The 20,172-nt window shown below is 44.7% G+C and carries 18 protein-coding genes; 2 read left to right on the plus strand and 16 right to left on the minus strand.

Annotated elements, in window-relative coordinates; all coding sequences use genetic code 11:
* Nucleotides 1-149: 149 nt before the first annotated feature.
* The 16 genes from rpiB to RDQ32_RS07725 form a co-directional block, all read right to left on the minus strand.
* Nucleotides 150-614, minus strand: a complete 465-nt coding sequence (gene rpiB, locus RDQ32_RS07650) for a ribose 5-phosphate isomerase B (RefSeq protein WP_040648869.1) — start codon at nucleotides 612-614, stop codon at nucleotides 150-152.
* A gap of 177 nt (nucleotides 615-791) precedes the next feature.
* Nucleotides 792-2,018 (minus strand): family 10 glycosylhydrolase, encoded by a 1,227-nt coding sequence (locus RDQ32_RS07655; RefSeq protein ID WP_308579811.1) that lies wholly within the window; start codon nucleotides 2,016-2,018, stop codon nucleotides 792-794.
* Between the two features lie 207 nt (nucleotides 2,019-2,225).
* Nucleotides 2,226-3,518 (minus strand): UDP-N-acetylglucosamine 1-carboxyvinyltransferase, encoded by a 1,293-nt coding sequence (locus RDQ32_RS07660; protein WP_308579812.1) that lies wholly within the window; start codon nucleotides 3,516-3,518, stop codon nucleotides 2,226-2,228.
* A 271-nt stretch (nucleotides 3,519-3,789) separates the two neighbouring features.
* Nucleotides 3,790-4,437: a hypothetical protein gene (locus tag RDQ32_RS07665; RefSeq protein ID WP_308579813.1), complete on the minus strand. Its 648-nt coding sequence runs from the start codon at nucleotides 4,435-4,437 to the stop codon at nucleotides 3,790-3,792.
* Between the two features lie 15 nt (nucleotides 4,438-4,452).
* Nucleotides 4,453-5,376 (minus strand): 4Fe-4S binding protein, encoded by a 924-nt coding sequence (locus tag RDQ32_RS07670; protein WP_007157419.1) that lies wholly within the window; start codon nucleotides 5,374-5,376, stop codon nucleotides 4,453-4,455.
* Nucleotides 5,369-5,521, minus strand: a complete 153-nt coding sequence (locus tag RDQ32_RS07675) for a CD1871A family CXXC motif-containing protein (protein ID WP_007157420.1) — start codon at nucleotides 5,519-5,521, stop codon at nucleotides 5,369-5,371. Before RDQ32_RS07675 ends, RDQ32_RS07670 begins: the two co-directional genes overlap by 8 nt.
* A 107-nt stretch (nucleotides 5,522-5,628) precedes the next feature.
* The gene (locus RDQ32_RS07680; RefSeq protein WP_308579815.1) at nucleotides 5,629-6,822 is read right to left on the minus strand and encodes a TlpA disulfide reductase family protein; all 1,194 of its coding nucleotides are present in this window, start codon (nucleotides 6,820-6,822) and stop codon (nucleotides 5,629-5,631) included.
* Nucleotides 6,823-6,993: 171 nt separating this feature from the next.
* On the minus strand, nucleotides 6,994-7,653 hold the full coding sequence (locus RDQ32_RS07685; protein ID WP_308579817.1) for an HAD family hydrolase: 660 nt from the start codon (nucleotides 7,651-7,653) through the stop codon (nucleotides 6,994-6,996).
* Between the two features lie 86 nt (nucleotides 7,654-7,739).
* Complete coding sequence (locus tag RDQ32_RS07690) at nucleotides 7,740-8,570, minus strand: DUF6553 family protein (protein ID WP_308579819.1); 831 nt, start codon at nucleotides 8,568-8,570, stop codon at nucleotides 7,740-7,742.
* Between the two features lie 212 nt (nucleotides 8,571-8,782).
* The gene (locus tag RDQ32_RS07695; protein ID WP_308579821.1) at nucleotides 8,783-9,502 is read right to left on the minus strand and encodes a YesL family protein; all 720 of its coding nucleotides are present in this window, start codon (nucleotides 9,500-9,502) and stop codon (nucleotides 8,783-8,785) included.
* A 6-nt stretch (nucleotides 9,503-9,508) separates the two neighbouring features.
* Nucleotides 9,509-11,116, minus strand: coding sequence for a BCCT family transporter (locus tag RDQ32_RS07700; RefSeq protein ID WP_308579831.1), 1,608 nt, complete (start codon nucleotides 11,114-11,116; stop codon nucleotides 9,509-9,511).
* A 102-nt stretch (nucleotides 11,117-11,218) separates the two neighbouring features.
* On the minus strand, nucleotides 11,219-12,724 hold the full coding sequence (locus RDQ32_RS07705; protein WP_308579822.1) for a galactose ABC transporter substrate-binding protein: 1,506 nt from the start codon (nucleotides 12,722-12,724) through the stop codon (nucleotides 11,219-11,221).
* A 155-nt stretch (nucleotides 12,725-12,879) separates the two neighbouring features.
* Nucleotides 12,880-13,851, minus strand: coding sequence for a substrate-binding domain-containing protein (locus tag RDQ32_RS07710; RefSeq protein ID WP_308579824.1), 972 nt, complete (start codon nucleotides 13,849-13,851; stop codon nucleotides 12,880-12,882).
* Entirely contained in the window at nucleotides 13,848-15,794 is a 1,947-nt protein-coding gene (locus RDQ32_RS07715; RefSeq protein WP_308579826.1) for a sensor histidine kinase, read from the minus strand. The genes RDQ32_RS07710 and RDQ32_RS07715 overlap by 4 nt, the downstream gene beginning before the upstream one ends.
* A gap of 32 nt (nucleotides 15,795-15,826) precedes the next feature.
* Entirely contained in the window at nucleotides 15,827-17,452 is a 1,626-nt protein-coding gene (locus RDQ32_RS07720) for a response regulator (RefSeq protein ID WP_308579827.1), read from the minus strand.
* Entirely contained in the window at nucleotides 17,452-17,769 is a 318-nt protein-coding gene (locus RDQ32_RS07725) for a hypothetical protein (RefSeq protein ID WP_007157435.1), read from the minus strand. Before RDQ32_RS07725 ends, RDQ32_RS07720 begins: the two co-directional genes overlap by 1 nt.
* A gap of 376 nt (nucleotides 17,770-18,145) precedes the next feature.
* On the opposite strand from RDQ32_RS07725, the gene RDQ32_RS07730 reads away from it, so the two are divergent.
* Entirely contained in the window at nucleotides 18,146-18,751 is a 606-nt protein-coding gene (locus RDQ32_RS07730) for an ECF transporter S component (RefSeq protein WP_308579828.1), read from the plus strand.
* 9 nt (nucleotides 18,752-18,760) lie between these two features.
* Nucleotides 18,761-19,534, plus strand: a complete 774-nt coding sequence (locus RDQ32_RS07735) for a type III pantothenate kinase (protein ID WP_007157437.1) — start codon at nucleotides 18,761-18,763, stop codon at nucleotides 19,532-19,534.
* Nucleotides 19,535-20,172 lie beyond the last annotated feature (638 nt).

Raw genomic sequence — 20,172 nt, forward strand, 5'->3', positions numbered from 1 at the left:
TTAGCGGGAGCGTGCCCCGATTGTAGACCCATACTACATTTGAGCGCATCTTTATAATAAATACAGTCCTTCAATACATAGGATTAAGTTAGCGAGAGCGTGCCTCGGTTTAAGACCTATACTGTAGGAAAAAGAAGCTAAATATACTCCTACATCCTCTTTTTGAAGCCTTCTGCATCCTCTTCGATCTCGGAAATCAGGGCTACTCTTTCTGCGTGTCTTCCCCCTTCAAATTCTGCCAAAAGGAAGCTGTCCACAATCATCTTTGCAAGCTCAACACCTACCACTCTGGCACCAAGGCAAAGTACGTTGGCATTGTTGTGTCTTCTTCCCATGGCTGCAGAATAGGGCTCGGAACAGGGGAATGCCCGAATGCCGGGGACTTTATTGGCTGCTAGGGAAATGCCTACTCCCGTTCCGCAAATGGCGATACCAAAGTCTGCCTTTCCCTCCTGTACAAGCTTGGCTACCTGATAGCCTGCCAAGGGATAATCATAGCGTTCCGGAGTATCTGTTCCCACATTAATAATCTCGATTCCCTGCTCCTCCAGATATGCCTTAAGCTCCATCTTCATCTCTACAGCGGCATGATCATTTCCCATTGCAATCTTCATTTTCATTCCTCCCCTTTTGGCATTTCCTTTATCCTACAAAACAGTGACTTAACTTTGCTTTTACTTTCCATGTGATATTTCAGATGTAGATATTGCTATCCCTTAGCTTTCAAAACAAACAGGACTTATATTTGCCTGACTTTCATACTCTTGTAAAATCCTACAGTATTCCAGATACTAGTTTTGAAATACACTTCTCAGATTTCCAAGCTCTCTTTGGGCTCTTTCCTCTAAAAGATTTTGATAAGCAAAGACTGCATAGCCTTTTACAATGCCTGTCTTTCTGGCTTCTTCCACCTGTCTTTTTAAAATATCACTTTCCGTAAACCACTCCGATACAGGATTTCCGTCCCAAACGGTGCTTCCTGCTCGATACAGTCCTAAGCCTAGCATGAGTTCCACCTGATTTCCAGTGGAATTTGTTAAGTTCACCCAGTCTCCAAGGCTTCGCATATAGGCATGGGGAGCTTCCTGCCCTTTCCCGTTTTTCGCCCTAAAGCCGTGATACATCTGGGGCATGATGTAATCAATATAGTCCTTGGAGGCCATGATTTTGTCCACATCCAGGAAATACGCCACCGAAGAACGCAGACTTTGCAGGTTTGGCACCGGGCTTACGCCGAAGACCACGCCTCTTTCTTTACACAGGCTATGCACCTGCTTTAACAATAAAGAGACCTGATTTCTCCGATATTCTGTTAAGCTCCCTGTCTCTCCCTGTCTTTTCGCTTCCTCATACTCCGGCTCATCAAATCGTTTTCCCTCTTCTGTCAAGGAAACTCTGGGATAGAAATAATCGTCAAAATGAATACCGTCTACAGCGTAGTTATCCAAAAGCTCTTTAATGGAAGCCAGTAGTGCCTCTCTTCCTGCCGCCCTGGAGGGGTTAATATAATACTGCCCCTCATGGAGAAGCACATTTCTTTCTTCTCCGGAAGTTCTGCTCCACTTTTTCACAATGCTGTCTTCGGGAATATTTTCCCACTTGGACATGGAGCTGCTGACACGGTAAGGATTGAACCAGGCATGGACAGAAATACCCTTTTTCTTTGCCTCGGAAATCATAATCTCCAAGGGGTCAAAGCTGCCATTTCCCGGCATAAATTTAGAATAGGGGAAAACCGTCATTTTCTTCCCATAGCTGTCGGAATGGCTGTGTACATGGAGGAAAAGAGTCTGAAAACCGTTCTTCTGCAGATTGTCCATGACCTTGGCCGCCTCTGCCCGAAAGGCCTGTTCTTCCTTCGGCATATTGATCCAGTCCAAATAAGAAAACCAAACCGCCCTTAACTCTTTTTGAGAGGAAAGGCTTTTCACACTGGGCCCTGTAAGATTTGAAGCATAGGCGAAATTCCCTGTAAAAAGGCTCAGAGAAAGAAAAAGCATAAAAACCAGAAAAGCCAAGCTTTGTAGCAGGCTTCCTCCCGGGCTATTCCTAGTATTTGTATTCTTATCGAGTATCACCGGTGGGGCGAAGGGTATCTTGTTTGTAAAATTTCTCTCCATCGTCTCTCTTCTCCCGGGAGGCGAGCTTAGCGAGAGCGTGCTCGCATCCAATGCTATTAATGCTAGAAAGCGTGACTGTTTCTATGTCTTTACTGCCTCCTGTGATTATGCTTCTCTTCGGAAGGCTTCCACTTCCTCTTCCGTTTTGGCCAAAATGATTTTGGCGCCTAAGTTCATCAACTTCTTTTCGAAGAACTCATAACCTCTTCGGATATATCCTATGTCTTCCAGCACAGTGACTCCCTCTGCGGCAAGGCCTGCCAGAACCAGAGCGGCGCCGGCACGTAAATCCAAGGCATGAAGGGTTGCTCCCTGTAATTTTTCCTGTCCCAAAATGGTGGCCACTCTATCTTCCACGGTGATATCCGCCCCCATTTTCTTTAATTCCTCTACATATAAGAAACGATTTTCAAAAATCGACTCGGTAACGGTGGATTTTCCCTCCGCCAATGCCAGAGTAACGGCAATCTGGGGTTGCATATCCGTAGGAAAGCCCGGATAAGGAAGAGTCTTAATCTTGGTACCCCTTTGCTTTTCTCCTCCGATAACTTGAATTTCCTCGTCCCCTTCATAGACGGTATTTCCCATATCCCGAAGCTTTGCGGCAATGGATTCCATATGCTTGGGAATGATATTTTTAATCAAAATGTTTCCTCTGGTCACTGCTGCCGCACACATAAAGGTACCGGCTTCAATCTGATCCGGAATTACCCCGTAGGTGGTGCCGTGCAAACGCTCCACACCTCGAATACGAATGGTGTCCGTTCCGGCGCCGCGAATATTTGCCCCCATGCTGTTCAAGAAATTGGCTACGTCTACAATATGAGGCTCCTTGGCCACATTTTCAATAATCGTCTGACCATCCGCCAAAACAGCAGCCAGCATCAAATTAATGGTTGCCCCTACGGAAACCACATCCAGATAGATATGCTGCCCCACAAGCTCCTCCGCCTTAGCTACAAAATAGCCCTCCGAGATTTCCACCTCGGCTCCCAAGGCGGTAAAGCCTTTAATATGCTGGTCAATGGGTCTTTCCCCGATGGCACAGCCTCCGGGTAAAGCCACCTTTGCCTGATGGTATTTTCCCAGAAGTGCCCCGATAAAATAATAAGACGCACGAATACGGCGAATCGCATCGTCATCTACGCTTTTCATAGACAACTGATCCGCCTGAATAGAGACCACATGACTTTCTATGCGGCGCACCTTCGCTCCGATGGCCCTCAAGGCCTCCAGCATAACATTTATATCTCGAACATCGGGAAGGTTCTCTATAATTACTTCTTCGTCGGTAAGAAGAGCTCCTGCCACAATACCCAGTGCTGCATTCTTTGCCCCGCTGATGACTACCTCTCCACGAAGGGGATTGCCCCCTTTCATGACGAATACTTCATTCATTTTAAACCTCAAATTTTTTCGTCTCGCTCTAAATTTTCCCACAAAAAAAGCTCCTAATCATAGAGCGTTTCTTGATTATAAAGCTTAAAGGGGAAAAGTGCAAGAAATATACGCAGTTCCACAAAGCTCATTTTCAATCGTGGATTTTGGCAAAAAGCAACATTTTCACTTTATTTTAAGACAATGAAAATGCTGATGCTTTTCAAGAATAGGTAGGGACAGAACTTAGTTTGTATACAAACAGGATTTTTAAGTTTCCGAAAATTTCTTCCTAGTCTAAGAGGCTTTGGAAATCCTCTTCCTCATTAAAACCGGGGTCCATGTGGATAAGAAAATGCCAGTCTTCACTCCCCTTTTTTCTATAGAGCACCGCTTCCCCGTCTTCCGAACCGAAGTAGGCTCTCTCCGCCTCATAGCCCTTTGCTTCTAAAAATGCTTTGGCTTTTCGGTACTGACTTTCCCGTCTTGCAATATAGTCCTTCACCTCATCATTGGAAATAAGATAGGCATCTACTCTGGTGGAACCCTCCACCATACCCTTTCCGGGGGTACTTAAGTCCGGTAGCTCTTTCCAGAAAATGTCTATCTCCCCTTCTTCGGTAAACATAAATTTCGTAAGAGGAACAAGATGTCCGTTGTACTGAAGCTCCAAATACTCCGGAAGCTTCCGGGCATCTAAAGTTTCAAAGACAAATCCCTCTTCTTCCTTGCATTGATAGCCTTCCACTTGGGAAATAAAGGCTCTTCCCTCTTCCATCGTTTGGAATAAGCCGATTTCCGTCCCAACGCCTTCCTGATTTAATTCTAAAATAAACATATTGCCCCCACTATCTCTTTCCGAATCCATGGATTGATTTCCTTCAGCTATCCTTTCCAAATCCATGGATTGATTTCCTTCAGCTATCCTTTCCGAATCCATGGATTGATTTCCTTCCTAGGCCTTCGCCTTCACTTCTTCGGGCACGTCCACATTTGTTACTCCGCAGGCAATGGCATCCACCGGGCAGGCGTTCTTACATTTTCCGCAACGGATACACTCCAAATCATTGCAGTTTTGTACCGGATCACATTGCATTTCACAAACCGCCTTACATCTTCCGCAATGAATACACTTCTGATGATCCAGAGTATAACGGAAAAAGGACACGGAATTAAAGAGAGAATAAATCGCGCCCAAGGGACAGATATACTTACAGAAGGGTCGGTAAATGATTATGGAAAGGAGGATGGTCAGAAGCAAAATCAAGCCCTTCCATGCATAGAGAAAGCCTACGGCTCCCCGCATACTAGTGTTCATCCAAACCAGAGGAATCCCTCCCTCCAGCATTCCCACGGGACAAATCAGTTTACAAAAATAAGGGGCTCCCTGTCCTATAATATCCACCAAAAACAGGGGAAGGAGAATGACGAAGACCAGTAAGATAAGATACTTCGCTTTTCGTAAAGGCTTATCCCATTTAAAGGTCTCTATCTTCTTCACAAAGGGAATCTTATGCAGTAAATCCTGTAACAGCCCAAAGGGACAGAGGTATCCGCAAACGCCTCTTCCTATCAGTGCTCCCACGAAAAAGAGAAAGCCCACCACATAGTAGCTGAACTTGTAATTCGGACTGCCAATCACCGCCTGGAGGGCACCGATGGGACAGGAACCCTTAGCCCCCGGACAGGAGTAGCAATTCATTCCGGGAACGCAAAGCTGCTTTAATTCTCCGCTATAGATTTTTCCGGTTTTAAATCCCTCAAAGAAGGAATTGGTCACTAAAAACCAAAAGGATTGGAAGATATGCCGTACATTGTTTCTTGCTTTATATTTGTCTTTTTTTGATTTTCCATTGATGAATTCTTTTAGCTTATCCAATTCCTATACACTCCATACATACTTTGATTGCTTTATTCATTACCACCAGTGCCTCTCCTCGATGAACTCCCACATAGATCATGGCGATGCCCATGCAAAGAAGAATCAAAGAGTTAAGTCGGGATTTTAAAATTTTCTGTTTCATATTTCACCATTTCTTTAATACAACTTGTCAAAACCATGGCTTTTCGCATAGCTTCAATAGCTTCTATAGCTTCTATAGCTTTTATAGTTCCTTTAAGAATTCGTATTTTACCGCTTTACTTTCGCCAATTCCTTTTCAATGATTTCCAACCAAGCCTTTTTATTATGGGAACCGGAATAGGTCTCTCCTACAATCTGTCCCTTCTTATCCACGAAGAAAGTCTCCGGAAAGGCCTGAATCCCGCTGAGTCTGCCGTTAAAATTGCTCTTATCCGGAATCAGGAAGGGATACTCTGCCTTGCTTCTTTCCCGAATCAGCTTCGCCTTCTCCAAAGCCTCCTGATTTTCTCCGGTCTGGTCCACCGTGTCCGTTACCACCCCAACGATATTGACACCCTTATCCTTCATTTCCTTCTGAATTTCCGCAAGGTCCGGAATTTCCTGCACGCAGGGACTGCACCAGGTGGCAAAAACATTCACCATGGTAAGGTCATAGTCGGAAAAATCCTTTCCGCTGAACTCTTTTCCATCAATATCCACTGTCTGAAGATTGCTTAAGTCCGTAGCTACATTTTGGGAATCGGTGGAAAAAGCCATGGTATTTTCCAAATCGGACTTTTCGGATAAAACAAAGCCGTTTTCCGGACGGTCTTTTTTCTCCGTAATCTCTACCGTTGTCTGTTTCAATTCCTCTATCGTCTCTGCATCCGCTGTGCTATTTACACTAAGATAATAGCTGTATTTTCCGTCTTTGGACTCTCCCAGCTTGGTATGACTGTCGCATTTTGTAATCTTCCCGATTTCATCCTCGGAAAGACTCTTTTCAAACATACCGATGGTGCCGATTCTTTCCAGACTTTCCTGCCACTTTTCGTAGCCGTCTCCCATCTTAGAAACTTCCGCATTTTTCTGCTCTTCTGTAAGTTTACTAAAGCTCAACAATCCGTACTTAAGCTCCTGATCTATGGGGCTTTGATCGTCCAACATCACGATGTCTTTTGCCTTCATAGCTTCCCTAATCTTCTCGGAAAGCTTGAATTTTAAGCCCAGATATTCATAGACATATTCATCTTTTACCGGCAAAGTATAGTCTGCCGGCTTAAAGCTGTCTCCATTGTTGTCCATATTTATGGACACACCGGCATCTTCCGGACTTACTGCAAGACTCTGGGCATCTGCGTTTTCACTAACTGCCATGGAAGACTTCTGCTCTGTAGCCACTTTATTCTGACAGCCTGTAAGTCCAAGTCCTAAACAGAGTGTCGTTACAAGACAAGCTCCTGTGAATTGATTTTTTCTCATAATATTTCCTCCTTAAAGCTACTTTATCAGTATACCCTTTCGTACCACGGGAAAAAACTTAAAAAAGAAAAAACTTTTTCTGAAAATATGAATACTGAAAATGCAGTTTCTAAAAGCATAAGAGCATTTGTATTTAAAACGTGGTTTAGAGAGAAAGTGATAGTACGTGGTTTAGAGGGAAAATGGTAAGACATGAATCAGCTCCGATAAATCGGAAATGCTTCTCTCCGCTCCCTCCACTTGTCCAAAGCCATATGAAGCATGGATAAAGGCAATGCCCGCCTCTGTTGCGGAGCTAAAGTCTAAGGCGGTGTCCCCAAGATACACGCAATCCTCCGGATGTAAATGGTTTCTCTCCATCAAAATCCGGATATTCTCCGCCTTCTTTTTCCCGTTGTTTCCGTAACATTCCATATCCAAAAAGTCCCCTGTCTTTCCCAGGCTGAACTTCTCTCCATACAGCACCGCATCAATATAGCCTAACTGACAGTTGGAAACGATATAGCGGCCAATCTCCGCCGCTTTCAATGCCGCAATACACTCTTCAAGATGGGGATAGAATTGTACCTTATTCTCACTCAAATAAAAATTTTCAAATTGCATGCAGTGGGCAAGAATCTCTTCTCCCCTCTTCCCTTCTACCTGAGGAATCAGGCTTTTTGCAAACTGATCCATGGTTTTCCCCATTAAAGGCAGAAGATCCTCTCGAGAAATCCTGATTCCCTTCGTCTCCGGAAAATCCTGCAATTTTATGCTAAAAGCCTTTGCCACCAGATCCACACTGTCCCACAGGGTTCCATCCGCATCGAATATTACAGCCTTCTTGATCATCGCTTTTTTCTCCTTTACTTCCCCGGCATCTTCTGTTCCTACTTTTGCTAGGCTTTATTCTCCGGCATCTTCTGTTCCTAATTTTGCTAGGCTTTATTCTCCGCCATCAGGGCATCCCAATAGCTTCTGCCCTGATAAATCATTTCCTCATAGGCCTTTACCACCGCATTTCTAAGGGGTACCGCCCGCTCCTCAAGTCCCAGGGCTCTTGGGATAAAGACACAGACATCCCCGATTTCCTGGGCCAGCTTCTTAGCCAGGGTCTCATCCTTCATTCGTACGAGGCCGAAAACCGTGGAGGAATAACTCTTGTCTTTGATACAGGTTTCCATCCAAAACTTGGCAAAGGTCTTCCATTCCAGCCGAAGCAGCATTTGTTCCAGAGCTAAGGTTTCCGGACTTTTGGCAAAGGCCAGCATAGTGCTTTCCAGGCTTTGTCCCTCCGGTATTTCCGGAATATCCAGATTCTGCAGGGTAAGGTTTACAATCGCTGCATCACTTAAGGGAATATCCTCTCTCTTCCGTTCTTCCCCGGTCTTCTTTTCCGGCAAATGAAAGTTGTCCAACTGCTGAGACACCCATTTCTGCATTTTCTTTTTATTCCAAAAGGAAATGCCGGTACGTCCGGAAATTAAAATTTCCATCCAGGCAGCCATAAAATTGTCTTTAATCTGCAAGGGCTTTCCCCTTTGCGTTTCTACAAACTTATCCAAATTTTCCTTTTGTAAAATAGGATAACGAAAGCGAAGGGTTTCCAGGCGTTTTCCTTCTACCAGCTTTTCCTCCATATCCTCTGTCCTTTTGATTTTTTCAATCACCAGGGCAAAGCGCTTGACCACATCCCTTTCCTCATAAAAGCTTTTGGGCCAGTCTGAAAAAGGGTTCCTTTCTTCCTTCACTTCACTTTGCAATAACATTTCTTCTCCTCATTCATGCTTCGTTCATATTTTGTTAGCACAATGTTTACAGCATAAACATAGTTTATTCACTCTTGACTTTTATACTGCATTACAGATAACGAAGTACTCGTTATCCACTAAATAAGATTTTTTTCATAATACTCGGCCGGAGCTTCCGTAAGGACGCTCCGGCCTCCTCCCTTTTATAGGAGAAATAAGAGAAGTCCTTCTTATTTTTCCGCTTCTTTATCAGATTCTGTTTCTTTTCCCCTCTTTCCGTAAGCTCTCTCTTCAAAGGGATCCCTTACTTCCACCTTCTTTTCATAGAGTCGGAAAATCCGTTTAAAAAAGGCGGAATTCATCCAGGCAATCAGAGGGTAGCCTAAAACAAAAAATACCGGCGTAAACATTGGCATAAATAAAATCAAAAAATAGCTTCCCACAACCAGCAATACATCCGCAGCAATCATGCCAAGGGTATAGGGAAGATGGCGGATGGACATGAGTAAGGCATGAATCAAGGTTCTTTGCCAGGTATTATCAAAGCGGGAAAGCAGGGGCCAGACATAGAGAAAAACAAATAGCCACAGCAAAAGCAGCGCATCCGTAATCCCCCGGAAAAGGAAGCGTAATGCCGTGTTATTGGCAAATATCATGGAAAAAAAGCGATGATCCAGGAGAAGAATCACCAAAATCGGCAGTAAAATCATCCAGAGAATGATGCCCTCCTTTAAATTCTGTTTAAAGGAATGCATAAACATCCTGAAATTGCCTCGATCCTCCTCATGCACAATCTTAATGGTACAGTAATATAAAGCCGTAGTAGACGCTCCCAGAGTTACAATAGGCAGAGAAAACAGAATCCACAAAAGATTCAAAACCATCATATCCGCCAATCGGCCTACAAACCGCCAAACATCATTATCATAATTAAAAAAGCCTTGAAACATCTACTGCTATTCCTTCCTAACTCCTTTATCTATTTCCCTCTTCTCCCCCTTGCCCTGCTCTTCCAATTCCAAAAGATAAGCCTTCGCATCCTTTAAAAAGCTTAGACTGATCAGTAAAATCACCAGTCCGATGGGAAATGCCGCAATGATGGAGACAGACTGCAAGTTTACCATAGAACTTTCGGAAAAGACTAGTGCCAAAGGCAGTAAAATCAATAAAATCGCCCAGAATCCCTGTACCTTTCGTGAAGGCTCCTGTCCCTCCGGAAGGCTCTTATAGCTATACTGCGCCGCCACCAATGCGATGGAGTCAAAGGATGTGGCGTAAAAGGCAATCATGGTCAGAAGAAGCAGGATGAATACCAGTCCCGGAAGAGGCAGGGTTTCCAACATTTTCACCACCGTAAGGTAGAGGGAACCGTTCTCCTGATAGAGCTGTAGCACCGGTAATTTATGGAAAACCTCCAGGGACAGGGTGAAATTCCCTAAAACAATGAAGCTTACATAGGTACTGCCGATACCGAAAATGTATCCTCCCATAATGGTTTGTCGTATGGTTCTTCCCCGGCTGATGCTTCCGATAAAGAAGGGGGCAGCCACGCACCACACCATCCAATAGGCCCAGTAGAAAATCGTCCAGTTTTCCGGAAAATGATTTTCCCCTAAAGGATCCGTATAGGTAGCCATGGAGAAAAAGTGCTCTACCATCTTTCCCAGAGCATTCATTCCATTTTTTACAATAAAGGAGCCTACACCGCTTCCGAAGAAAATGTATAAAAGCAGGGCATAAAACAGCCAGGTACAAAGCTTTGCCAAAAAGGAAACGCCGTCCATCCCCTTCAATACCGCAAAGGTATAAACCACACAGGTGGCAATCAATATGATTAAGGTAAGCTCTCTGGTGGACAGCCCGTTGGGGAGGAGCTTTTTAATGATTTCCGACATCAGGGGAGTAGCTACCGAAAAGGTGGTGGCTGTTCCTGCAAGGAGGGCAAAAACCGCCAGTAAATCAATCCCTCTTCCCGCCAGACCGTCGGTGTGCTTTCCTAAAATTGCTCTGCAGGCTTCCGAATATTTTTGCCTGCTTCTTTTCCGTACATGAAGCATAAAGCCGAAGGCCGCCGCCAGCACCAGATAAAATCCCCAGGGTATGGGTCCCCAGTGGAAAAGGGTGTAAATACTGCTCCAATCCGATAGCTTTCCCAGGGATTGGACATAGGGATCATTGGCATAGAGAATCCATTCTCCGAAGGAATAAAAGAGAATATCCGCTGCAAGTCCTGCGGTAAACATCATACTTCCCCAGGTAAAAAAGGAGTATTTCGGCTTTTCGTCGGGCTCCCCCAAAACAATATTTCCTAAGGGTGAAAAGGCGATATAAAAGGAGAGTAAGAAAATAAAGAGGCCGATTCCCAAATAATAAACGGAAAACTCCCGTCCCAAAAATCCCCGAACAGAAGATAAAATCTGATTGGAATGTTCCGGAAACAGAAAAAATGCAAAGCACAAAAGAAGCAAAATACATAGGGGAATTCCGCTAATCCCATAGTCTATAGAGTTCTTCGTACTTTCTTTTCCGGGCTTATTCTCCGAAGCAACTTTCTTAATTTCCATCTCTCTTTCCTCCCTACATTCTTCCCTTGTTTCTTTATCAGCTTCCTCTATAAATTCTTCCTTTGTTCCTTTTTCGATTTCTTCCTTGATTGCTTCCTCCATTTACTTATTCTCCTTCTCCTCTAACAAGCGCTGACTGTCTTCTCTTCGTACTTTTTGATAAGGCAAGCGAATAATCTTTTTATTTTCCCCCTCATCTTCCGAAGCTTTTTTTCCGGTACCAAGACGATAGGCCAGCTGAAACAAGGCCTTGGCCTGACCTTGTTCATCATTATACACCGTTCCCATCAAATTTCCCTTTTTTACTGCCTCTAATCCCACGACAGTGCCGTCTATTCCGTAAATAAAGGGTCTTTTATCCTTAGGCAAACCGATTTTGTCATAGGCATCTAAAACCCCTAAGGCCATATCGTCATTGTTGGAAAGAATCAATTCAATCCGATCCTGAAACTCCGGATAAAATTGCATCATCTTACTCTGGGCTTCTGCCCGGCTCCAGTTGGCAATGGCATAGGACAGCTTTTCCATGGGAATGCCCTGCTGCATCAAGGTGTTTACAGAATACTCTGTCCTAACGATGGCATCCTGATGGCCTGCCTCTCCCTCAAACATCAAATATTGAATCACTCCGTCTCCGTTTTTATCCACTCGGGGGGACAGAATCAGCGCTTTCTTCTCCGTGCCTTCCTCTGTGCTTGCCTGCGTGTCTTCCGCAGAAGCCTCTCGTTCCAGGATATCCAAATCCTCCCGACTTTTTTGCAGAACAAAGTCTTGAATTTCCTCGGCATTTCCGGACTTATCTTGGCTCTTTTCGGAAGACTCCTCCGAAACCGCTTCTTGCTTTTCTTCCGGTAGGGACTCTCTACTTTCACCTAATACCGCTTCCCCGCTTTCCTCTGTTACAGGCTCTCTGCTTTCTCCCAGCACTGCGGCTCCCGTTATCTGCTTTCGGCTTGCCGCCATTCTTCTTTCCACTTCCTCCGCATCTTCCGGTGAAGCAAGAGGCACCTCCGGTGTGGGTTTTTCCGGTTCCTCGGAAAGAATATCCTCCGCCGCCATTTCTCCCTGCAAAATGCCGGATTGCTTGGCATCCGCCCCGATGTAATACAACTGATTCCATTGGGCCAAGTCTTCATCCACCAATTCTCTGTTAAAGAAAATGATGGGAACATTCTTCTTTTTCGCCATATCGATAATTTCCGAAGGAGCGGTTCTATCCACCAGATTCACACAAAGAACGTCACAGTCCTTCTCCAGCATTTCCTCCACCTGTTCGTTTTGCAGAGCCTGACTTCCGGCCGCATTGTAGCGAAACAGGCCTATTTCTACCCCTTCCGCCCTTTTCTTACTGATTTCCTTCTCAAAGGCCGTCATATATCCGGACAGAAAGGTATCGTAGTTGTCATAAATCGTAACGCCGATTTGAAGTTTCTTCTTTTCCTTTCTTTCTTCCTTCCTTTGACAGGCGGAAAGAAGAGGAAGCAAGCATAAAGACAGGGAAAGGCAGACCGCTATGCCTTTCCTTAAGCTGTTTCCCTGAAAGCTTCCCAAGATTGTCAACTGTTCTTTTTCTTTCCTGCTGTAATCCGCTTTGTCCGCCAATTTCATGCTTTTCTTCTACCCCTACAGAGAGTTTTCCTTCAGGGGCACTCCTTCTCCATTTTTATGCCTTACTGCTTTAGATATTTCTTCAGATATTTCTTCAGATATTTCTTCAGATATTTCTTCAGATATTTCCTTGGATATTTCTTTAGATATTTCTTTTAGTCCCCGGTGGGGAAGAGGATTCGTTCTATTTCCTCACTGTACATATTTTCCCCGGTAACCATATAAAAATTCACCACTCTATCCTCTATTGTATTTCGCTTTTTAGAAAGCTTATACCACAGATCCTCCATGGCATAATAGGCCATGGTGTATTGATCAATCACGGCCAGACAACGGATAACTCCCGTATCCAACGCATAAACCACCTCTCTGGAATTTCCTACGCCGTAAAGCTCCACGTAACGTCTACCGGTTTCCTTTAAATAGCGGGATGCCATCTCCAGACTGTCATTTTCCAAAGCCACAATCAAATCCACACTTCTCTTATGATTGGCCTTTACCATATCCTCCTGGATCTTTCCGGTATCCGGAAGTACCCAGGCGATTTCCTGTCCCCCGGCCTCCAATACCGAGATGAGGCTCTTCAGTCTTCTTTGCATATTGCCCTTATTCTGGTTTCCCGCCAGAATGCCGATGCGTTTTTTCTCCTTATGCAGTGTAGAATGTAAAACCTGTTCCGCCAGGGCCTTCCCCAGGGCTTCCTCCTCCACATTGATAGAAGAAATGTTTAAGCCCGGTTCCGTCGTTTCCTTTTCGGAATCCACCAGCATAATCTCCGCATTTTTTCCCAAAGCATTTAAAAGGCTTCCGGTTCCCTCCGTAGCTCTAAGTTCCGCGATAATGCCGTCCGCTCCGCTTTGAATCTCCCTTTGCATACTGATATTTTCCTGCTGAATGGAAACCAGGCGATCGGTGGAAACAAAGTTGTATTCCATGTTGTAGGCTCGTCCTGCGGCAGTGAGCCCCATCTTAAAGCCGGACCATACATCGGAATTGCTATGGTCCACCACCACGGAAATCTTAAAGCGCTCCGGCTCATTATCCCCTAAGAGCCTTCCCACGGACAAAAACAGGAGAAGCAGGGCTACCACAAAAAGGCCTGTGGTAAATATGCTGTTTTCTTTCATTCCTTCTCCCCCTCTTGTGAGCCGCTGTGAAAATGCTCTGTGCTATGATGCATATTTCCATGCTCCAAACTCTTTTGATTTTCTTCCGTAAAGGGAATAGCGGGCAACAGCACCTGCACATCCGTTCCCTCATCCGGGGCGCTAATCACTCTCAGACCGTAAATAGAACCGAAACGAAGCTGGATACGGCGATGCACATTAATTACACCTACGCCGGAGCCTCGCTTTTTCTGGCTGGAGAAGCTGGAATAGTCACTTTCCGTCTTTTCCAGCAGGGCTCTGGCCTTATCCTCCGTCATACCGAAGCCGTTGTCCTTCACGGAAAGCAATACGGAACGTCTGCCGTCCTCTTCTTCCTGAATCCTTCCGCTGACCAAAATCTCTCCATCCTCATCCATTCCCTCCATGCCGTGGTAGATGGCATTTTCCAGGATGGGCTGTAAAATCAGTTTTACGGTAAGGCAGGACAGCACCTCTTCTTCCACATCAAAATCCACTGTAAACTTATTCTTAAAACGGATTTTTTGGATATTCATATAGTTTTTCGCATGCTGAATTTCCTGGGAGAGAGGAATAATGTTCTTTCCGGCAGAGAGGGAAATGCGGAAAAAGCTGGCCAGCTGGGTCACCATAAACACCGCGTCTTCCCGCTTTCCGCTTTCAATCATCCACACCACGGATTCCAAGGTATTATAAAGGAAGTGAGGGTTAATCTGGGATTGCAGGGCATCCATCTCACTCTGCCTTTTTTCCTCCTGCTGGCGAATTCTCTCTTCCGTCAGTTCGTCGATTCTTTGCAGGGACTGTAAGAGGCTTTCTCCCAGATGGACAATTTCCGTACTTCCATAGGATGAAATTTCCTCCATGGTGGGACGTTTCACTCCCATATTGCCTAAATCTTCATTTAACTTACGGATGGGATAGGAAAGCCTCAAAGAAATCACCTGATTCATCAAAAGAGCAATCAGGAGAGTCACGGAAATTACGATAAAAACATAGTAAAGCATACCTCCGGTGGCAAAGACATCATTGCCTTCCTCCAAAACAGACACCAGTTTCCAACCAGTATAGCCGATGGTATCCACCACGATGGTTTTTTCCTTCCCGTCACTTTTCAGACGGTGGATGCCGTCTTCCTGCGCAACGGCAAGCTCCGTATCCTCCTTGGCGTGTCCTCGATAAATTTCTCGAATCTTGGGATGATAAATCAGTTTTCCTCGCTTATCACAGAGATAAAAATACCGCTTTCCGTTAACCTGATTCAGCTTTTCCATCATTCGCTCAATCATTTTGTAATCCATATCTACCAGAAGTACACCGCTGTCGCTTCTGCCATCAAAGCTTAGTTCCACCACTCGGCTTAAAGAAATAACCCAACGAGTGCGGTAGGAAGGATCATCAAAAAGATTCTGCACATGAGGTAGAGAAAAATGCAGATTTTCCACCTGCTGCACCGCTTCCCGATACCAATCCTGCTCCGTTACCTTTCGATTTTTCTTCTCTGCGGAAATGGGCACCGCTGCAATGTATTTTCCCTGGGCGGAAAAAAGGGCAACGGAAACCAGGCTGTCCTTGTGGGCTTCATACAGCAGATTCATCTCCTGATTCAGCTTGCTATAATCCACATCCGTACCCTTAACAACATTGTAATAAAGGGCATCGGAAATTCTGCGCATACTAAGAAGGTATTCCTCCAATTGAATACCTCCCTGCTTTAAAAGCTGCTCGGATTGATTCTCTTGATTCATGCGAAGACGTATAGAAAACTGCGCATAAAGCACGCCGGACAGAAACAGAATCAGAAAAACGGAGAAAATCATAAAGCTCATTAAGAGCATATTATGAAAGGAACGAAGGGGTGAGGTAATAGAAAAGGGGACGGAGACTCCCTTTTGCAAAAAAACATCAGACAATAGATTTTTTTTGAGACGTTTTTTCTCCAAGGAAATCCACCTCCCCTATACTTAGAAGGATTCTACAGACCTTCTTTTCCCTTACTGTTGGATTTATATTTTGATGGAGACATCCCGAATTTCTTCTTAAAGGCATAGCTGAAGTAATTCGGATCCGAGTATCCTACCGCTTCGGCAATAATATAGGTCTTCTCCTCCTCTTCCATCAAAAGGCGGAGAGCTTTTTCCATACGATAATCCGTAAGGTAGTTAATAAAACTTTTTCCGGTTTCCCGTTTAAAGACAGTGGAAAAATAAGCTGCCGATACATGGAGCTCTTGAGAAAGGGCTTCCACTGTCAAATCCTTATCCATGTAATGACTGTGCACATGCTCCACCGCCTTCTTGACAAAGGACTTGGTTTTATCACTTCGCATCTCCTGAATGATGCTCTGCATTTTCTTGCAAATCTCCTTCATCCAATGAGAAAGCTCTGCCAGACTGAACTGTTGCACCTTCTGGTACACATCTTCTTCCTTTGGAAAAATCAGACCGGTATCCACCTGGTTGGCCAAGAGGAACTTATGCATATTGGTCACCAGATCCATTAAGAAGAAATGGTATTCCTGCAAAGAAGGAGATTCCAGGCGGCTGTTCTCAATATAGAGATCAATGCATTTATCCAGCTCCTCTTCGGAGGACATACGGATGCTTCGATAAATATCCAAAAGCCGTTCCTCATCGATAATTTCTTTATTGACCTTATGTTCTTCTTTTCCTTCCAAGCCGATTTCGCTGATGGCAATGGCCTTTCCTCTACCGTAAAGCACTCGATAAGCCACCGCGTCTCTGGCGCCAAGGTAGGAAAGAGGCAAATCCATTAAGTTGGATACGGTTTTTCCGATTCCGGCTGTCACCGTCGCCTTACAAATATGTCTGGCCATTCGACAGAGGATTTCACAATCATCCGTAAGCTTTAAGCTGTCCGATTCCTTATCCATCTGGGCAATGAATAGTGTATGTCCCAAATAGGTTAAGAAGCAGGGACGCCAGTTCTTTTGCAGCCGCTCTTCCGCCAGCTTCCGAATGGACATGGTAATCAAAAGAGGATTTATACCCTCCGGAGACAGGCTCAAGCTGTTATGCAGAATCACCACCGCATAATACTTTCCGGGAAGAGAAATCTGATAATCTAAGAGTGTGCTTTCCAAATCCTGTTGGGGCAAAGTTCCTTCGATTAAAGAGGTATATAAGCTTTCCTGCAAAATCGGAAGACTTTCCAAATAGTAATTTTTCAGACGATGAATACTTTGCTTTTCATCAAATTCCTGATCCAAGGCCTCATGCACCTTCTGGAATACCCTGGACAGTTCTACCGCGTCTACAGGCTTCAGCATGTATTCTTCAGCCTCCAAACGGATGGCTTCCTTGGCATACTCGAACTCGTCAAAGCCGGAAAAAATGATAATCTTAATAGAGGGATATAACTCCTTCAGACGATGGGAAAGAGTTAATCCGTCCATATAGGGCATCTTAATATCGGTAAGTACCACATCGATTTGCTTTTCTTCCGCTATTTCCAAAGCTTCCAAACCGTTCTTGGCATAACCGGCCAGAGAATAGCCGAGGCGATCCCAATCAATCTTTTGGACTATGGCCTCCACTACATCCTCTTCATCATCTACTAATAACACGGAATATTTTTTCATTAGTGCTTGTCTCCAACATATTTCTCTTCTAAGGTTCTAAATCGCACAGCCATCACCAGGGTGCCCAAAACAATCAGTCCGATGCCTAAAAGAGGATGAACAATCATTAATATGGAAGACAACAGAGAAATACCTGCAAAAATCAGAATCAAAATTCCCGCCTCTTTACTATAAGCTTCCCGATCCCGTACGGGAGGACGTCCCTTGGGACGAATACTCTCCACATCTTTAAAAACCAACAGCTTAACGGCGTAATACAATAAAATCGCAGTAAATAAAAGGGGCAAGCCCATTTCCTGTCCTATTCTTTCCAACATTCCCGCTTTTCTTCTCCTTTAATTGCTATTTCTTTTCCAACTCCGGCAGAAAAAAAGCGTAGAATTGGGCACTATATCTTCTTCTCTTATCCCCAATATAGCCTATCCTCCTGTTTTTCACCAGTGCGGAGAACGCATTGTAAGAAAATCTTTCGCGAGGCAAGCCTGGAAATATTAGAAATATTCTGCAAAAACTTAAAAAATAGTTTTTTATCAAAAGTATTAAATAATTAACTCATTTAACAAAGTTCTTTCTTATTTTACAAAATCTATGCTTGTATTGCAATACATTGCCCCGGAGACTTTTAATTTTCTTGAAATTTTTCGCTATTCATGCCATAATTTCCCCGGTTTTTATTAATGGAAAGGAGCTTTCATGAAAAATCAAAATTTTGTGCGAAACCTTGTTGGAACGGCTATTCTTGCCGCTTTGGTTTTGGCCCTACAGCTATTGCTGGGAAGTCTGAAACTGGGCCCCTTTAACATAACCTTAACTTTGGTTCCCATTATTTTGGGAGCTGTGCTTTACGGACCGCTAAGTGCCGCCTTTCTGGGGGGACTCTTCGGCTTTTTGGTTTGCATTTCCGTGATTTCCGGAAATGACGCGGGAGGCTTTATGCTCTTCTCCCAAAAGCCCGTCATCACCTTGGCTCTTTGTATGATTAAAAGTACCGCCGCGGGCTATCTGTCCGGTCTGGTGGCAAGAAGCCTTGCCAAAAAGAATGCCACTCTGTCCCTATTTTTAGCCGCAGGAATTGCTCCTGTGGTGAACACCGGCATTTTTATTTTGGGACTTCTTCTGTTCTTCCAAGATACCTTGGTGCTTTGGGCCAATGGACAAGATAAAGTAGTAGATTTCCTTCTTTTCAGTATTCTGGGAATCAATTTCACCACGGAATTCCTGGTGAATCTGGTGCTTGTTCCCATTTTAGCCCGTATCTTACGAAACCTTCGCTTTGTAAAGCAAGAGCTTGCCGTTTAAGGAGAAAAAATGATTTTAGCCATCGATTGCGGGAATACCCATACTGTTTTTGGAACCATTACGAAAGAGGGAGAGATTCAGAAGATTTTCCGTATGGAGAGTAGCCGGAGAAAAACCAGCTATGAATATGCCGCAGATATTGCCCAAATCTGCCAGCTTTTAGAAATTGATTTGCAAGGCTTGGAGGGTTCTATCCTTTCCTCTGTTGTACCGGAACTCACCACCTCTTATCAGAAGGCAATGGAGCTTCTCTGTAAGGGAAAATGTGTGGTGGTCAACAGCAGTAGTCCCATGAATATGAGCTTTGCCATGGCGGATCCCAGCGGTGTGGCTCCGGATTTGATTATCTCCGCTGTGGGAGCGAAAAACAACTATCCTCTCCCTGCCATTATTATCGATATGGGTACCGCCACCACCATTACAGTAGTGAATAAAGAGGGTGTCTTTATGGGTGGCGTAATTCTTCCCGGAGTGGGCATCTCCATGAATGCCCTGGCCAAAGAAACCTCTTTGCTTCCCAGTATCGATGTGGCACCTGCCAAGACCTTGATTTCCACCGACACGGTAGATGCTATGCGGGCAGGCATTATTTATGGCACCGCCGGCTCCTTAGACGGTATCGTGGAGCATTTTCAGGAAGAACTGCAGGAGGAAGGTAGCGTAATTGCCACAGGAGGCCTAGCCCACCTGATTTGCCCGTATTGTAAGCATAAGATGATTGTAGATGATAACCTGCTGCTAAAGGGGCTGTGGAAGATTTGGCAGCTGGAGCAGGGGAAATAGGGCTGAAACGGGGTCGAATGGAGTATGCGCCTGATGCAGGATAGAGCTAAAAAGAAATTGGAGTATGCGCCTGATGCAGGATAGGTCTGAAAAGAAATCGGAGTATGCGCCTGATGCAGGATAGGTCTGAAGGGGGGGTACGCTCTCGCTAGCCTCGCCACGTAGCAGTACTAACTTCAAGCTTCGCTTCACTTGCTTTCAGTAAGTACTGACGGGCTCAGACTACCCCTATTTCAGACCTATCCTGTTCAGGCTGTTATGACTCGAACTTCCGCTGTTTCAAGCCTATCCTTCTTCGGGCTGTTTGACTCAGACTACCCCTATTCCACTTCAGGCTGTTATGACTCAAACTCCCTCTGTTTCAGCTCTATTCTGCTTCAGGCTGTTATGACGCGGATTACCCATGTTTCAGACTTATTACGCTTCAGATCGGATGGATGGGGCTGTGAAAAGTAAAGCAATTTTCGACAATATAGGTCTGAATGCGGGGTGGTCTGAGCTTGATACTTGCGAAAGACCGGTGAAATGAAGGACTGTAAAATTCAATAATTAAAGCGATCGATGCAGTATGAGTCTATAAGAGGGGCAATCTGAGCCCGTCAGTACTTACTGAAAGCGAGCTAAAGCGAAGCTTGAAG

This window comes from uncultured Oribacterium sp. (genome assembly GCF_902481605.1).
GTDB lineage: Bacteria > Bacillota > Clostridia > Lachnospirales > Lachnospiraceae > Oribacterium > Oribacterium sinus.

Excerpts from the sequence above, each read along its gene's own strand:
- RDQ32_RS07720 (WP_308579827.1), bottom strand. The coding sequence starts at position 17,452 with ATGAAAAAATATTCCGTGTTATTAGTAGATGATGAAGAGGATGTAGTG.
- RDQ32_RS07705 (WP_308579822.1), bottom strand. The coding sequence starts at position 12,724 with ATGAAATTGGCGGACAAAGCGGATTACAGCAGGAAAGAAAAAGAACAG.
- RDQ32_RS07660 (WP_308579812.1), bottom strand. The coding sequence starts at position 3,518 with ATGAATGAAGTATTCGTCATGAAAGGGGGCAATCCCCTTCGTGGAGAG.
- RDQ32_RS07730 (WP_308579828.1), top strand. The coding sequence starts at position 18,146 with ATGAAAAATCAAAATTTTGTGCGAAACCTTGTTGGAACGGCTATTCTT.
- RDQ32_RS07665 (WP_308579813.1), bottom strand. The coding sequence starts at position 4,437 with ATGGATTCGGAAAGGATAGCTGAAGGAAATCAATCCATGGATTTGGAA.
- rpiB (WP_040648869.1), bottom strand. The coding sequence starts at position 614 with ATGAAGATTGCAATGGGAAATGATCATGCCGCTGTAGAGATGAAGATG.
- RDQ32_RS07690 (WP_308579819.1), bottom strand. The coding sequence starts at position 8,570 with ATGTTATTGCAAAGTGAAGTGAAGGAAGAAAGGAACCCTTTTTCAGAC.
- RDQ32_RS07725 (WP_007157435.1), bottom strand. The coding sequence starts at position 17,769 with ATGTTGGAAAGAATAGGACAGGAAATGGGCTTGCCCCTTTTATTTACT.
- RDQ32_RS07675 (WP_007157420.1), bottom strand. The coding sequence starts at position 5,521 with ATGAAACAGAAAATTTTAAAATCCCGACTTAACTCTTTGATTCTTCTT.
- RDQ32_RS07680 (WP_308579815.1), bottom strand. The coding sequence starts at position 6,822 with ATGAGAAAAAATCAATTCACAGGAGCTTGTCTTGTAACGACACTCTGT.
- RDQ32_RS07695 (WP_308579821.1), bottom strand. The coding sequence starts at position 9,502 with ATGTTTCAAGGCTTTTTTAATTATGATAATGATGTTTGGCGGTTTGTA.
- RDQ32_RS07735 (WP_007157437.1), top strand. The coding sequence starts at position 18,761 with ATGATTTTAGCCATCGATTGCGGGAATACCCATACTGTTTTTGGAACC.
- RDQ32_RS07710 (WP_308579824.1), bottom strand. The coding sequence starts at position 13,851 with ATGAAAGAAAACAGCATATTTACCACAGGCCTTTTTGTGGTAGCCCTG.
- RDQ32_RS07685 (WP_308579817.1), bottom strand. The coding sequence starts at position 7,653 with ATGATCAAGAAGGCTGTAATATTCGATGCGGATGGAACCCTGTGGGAC.
- RDQ32_RS07700 (WP_308579831.1), bottom strand. The coding sequence starts at position 11,116 with ATGGAAATTAAGAAAGTTGCTTCGGAGAATAAGCCCGGAAAAGAAAGT.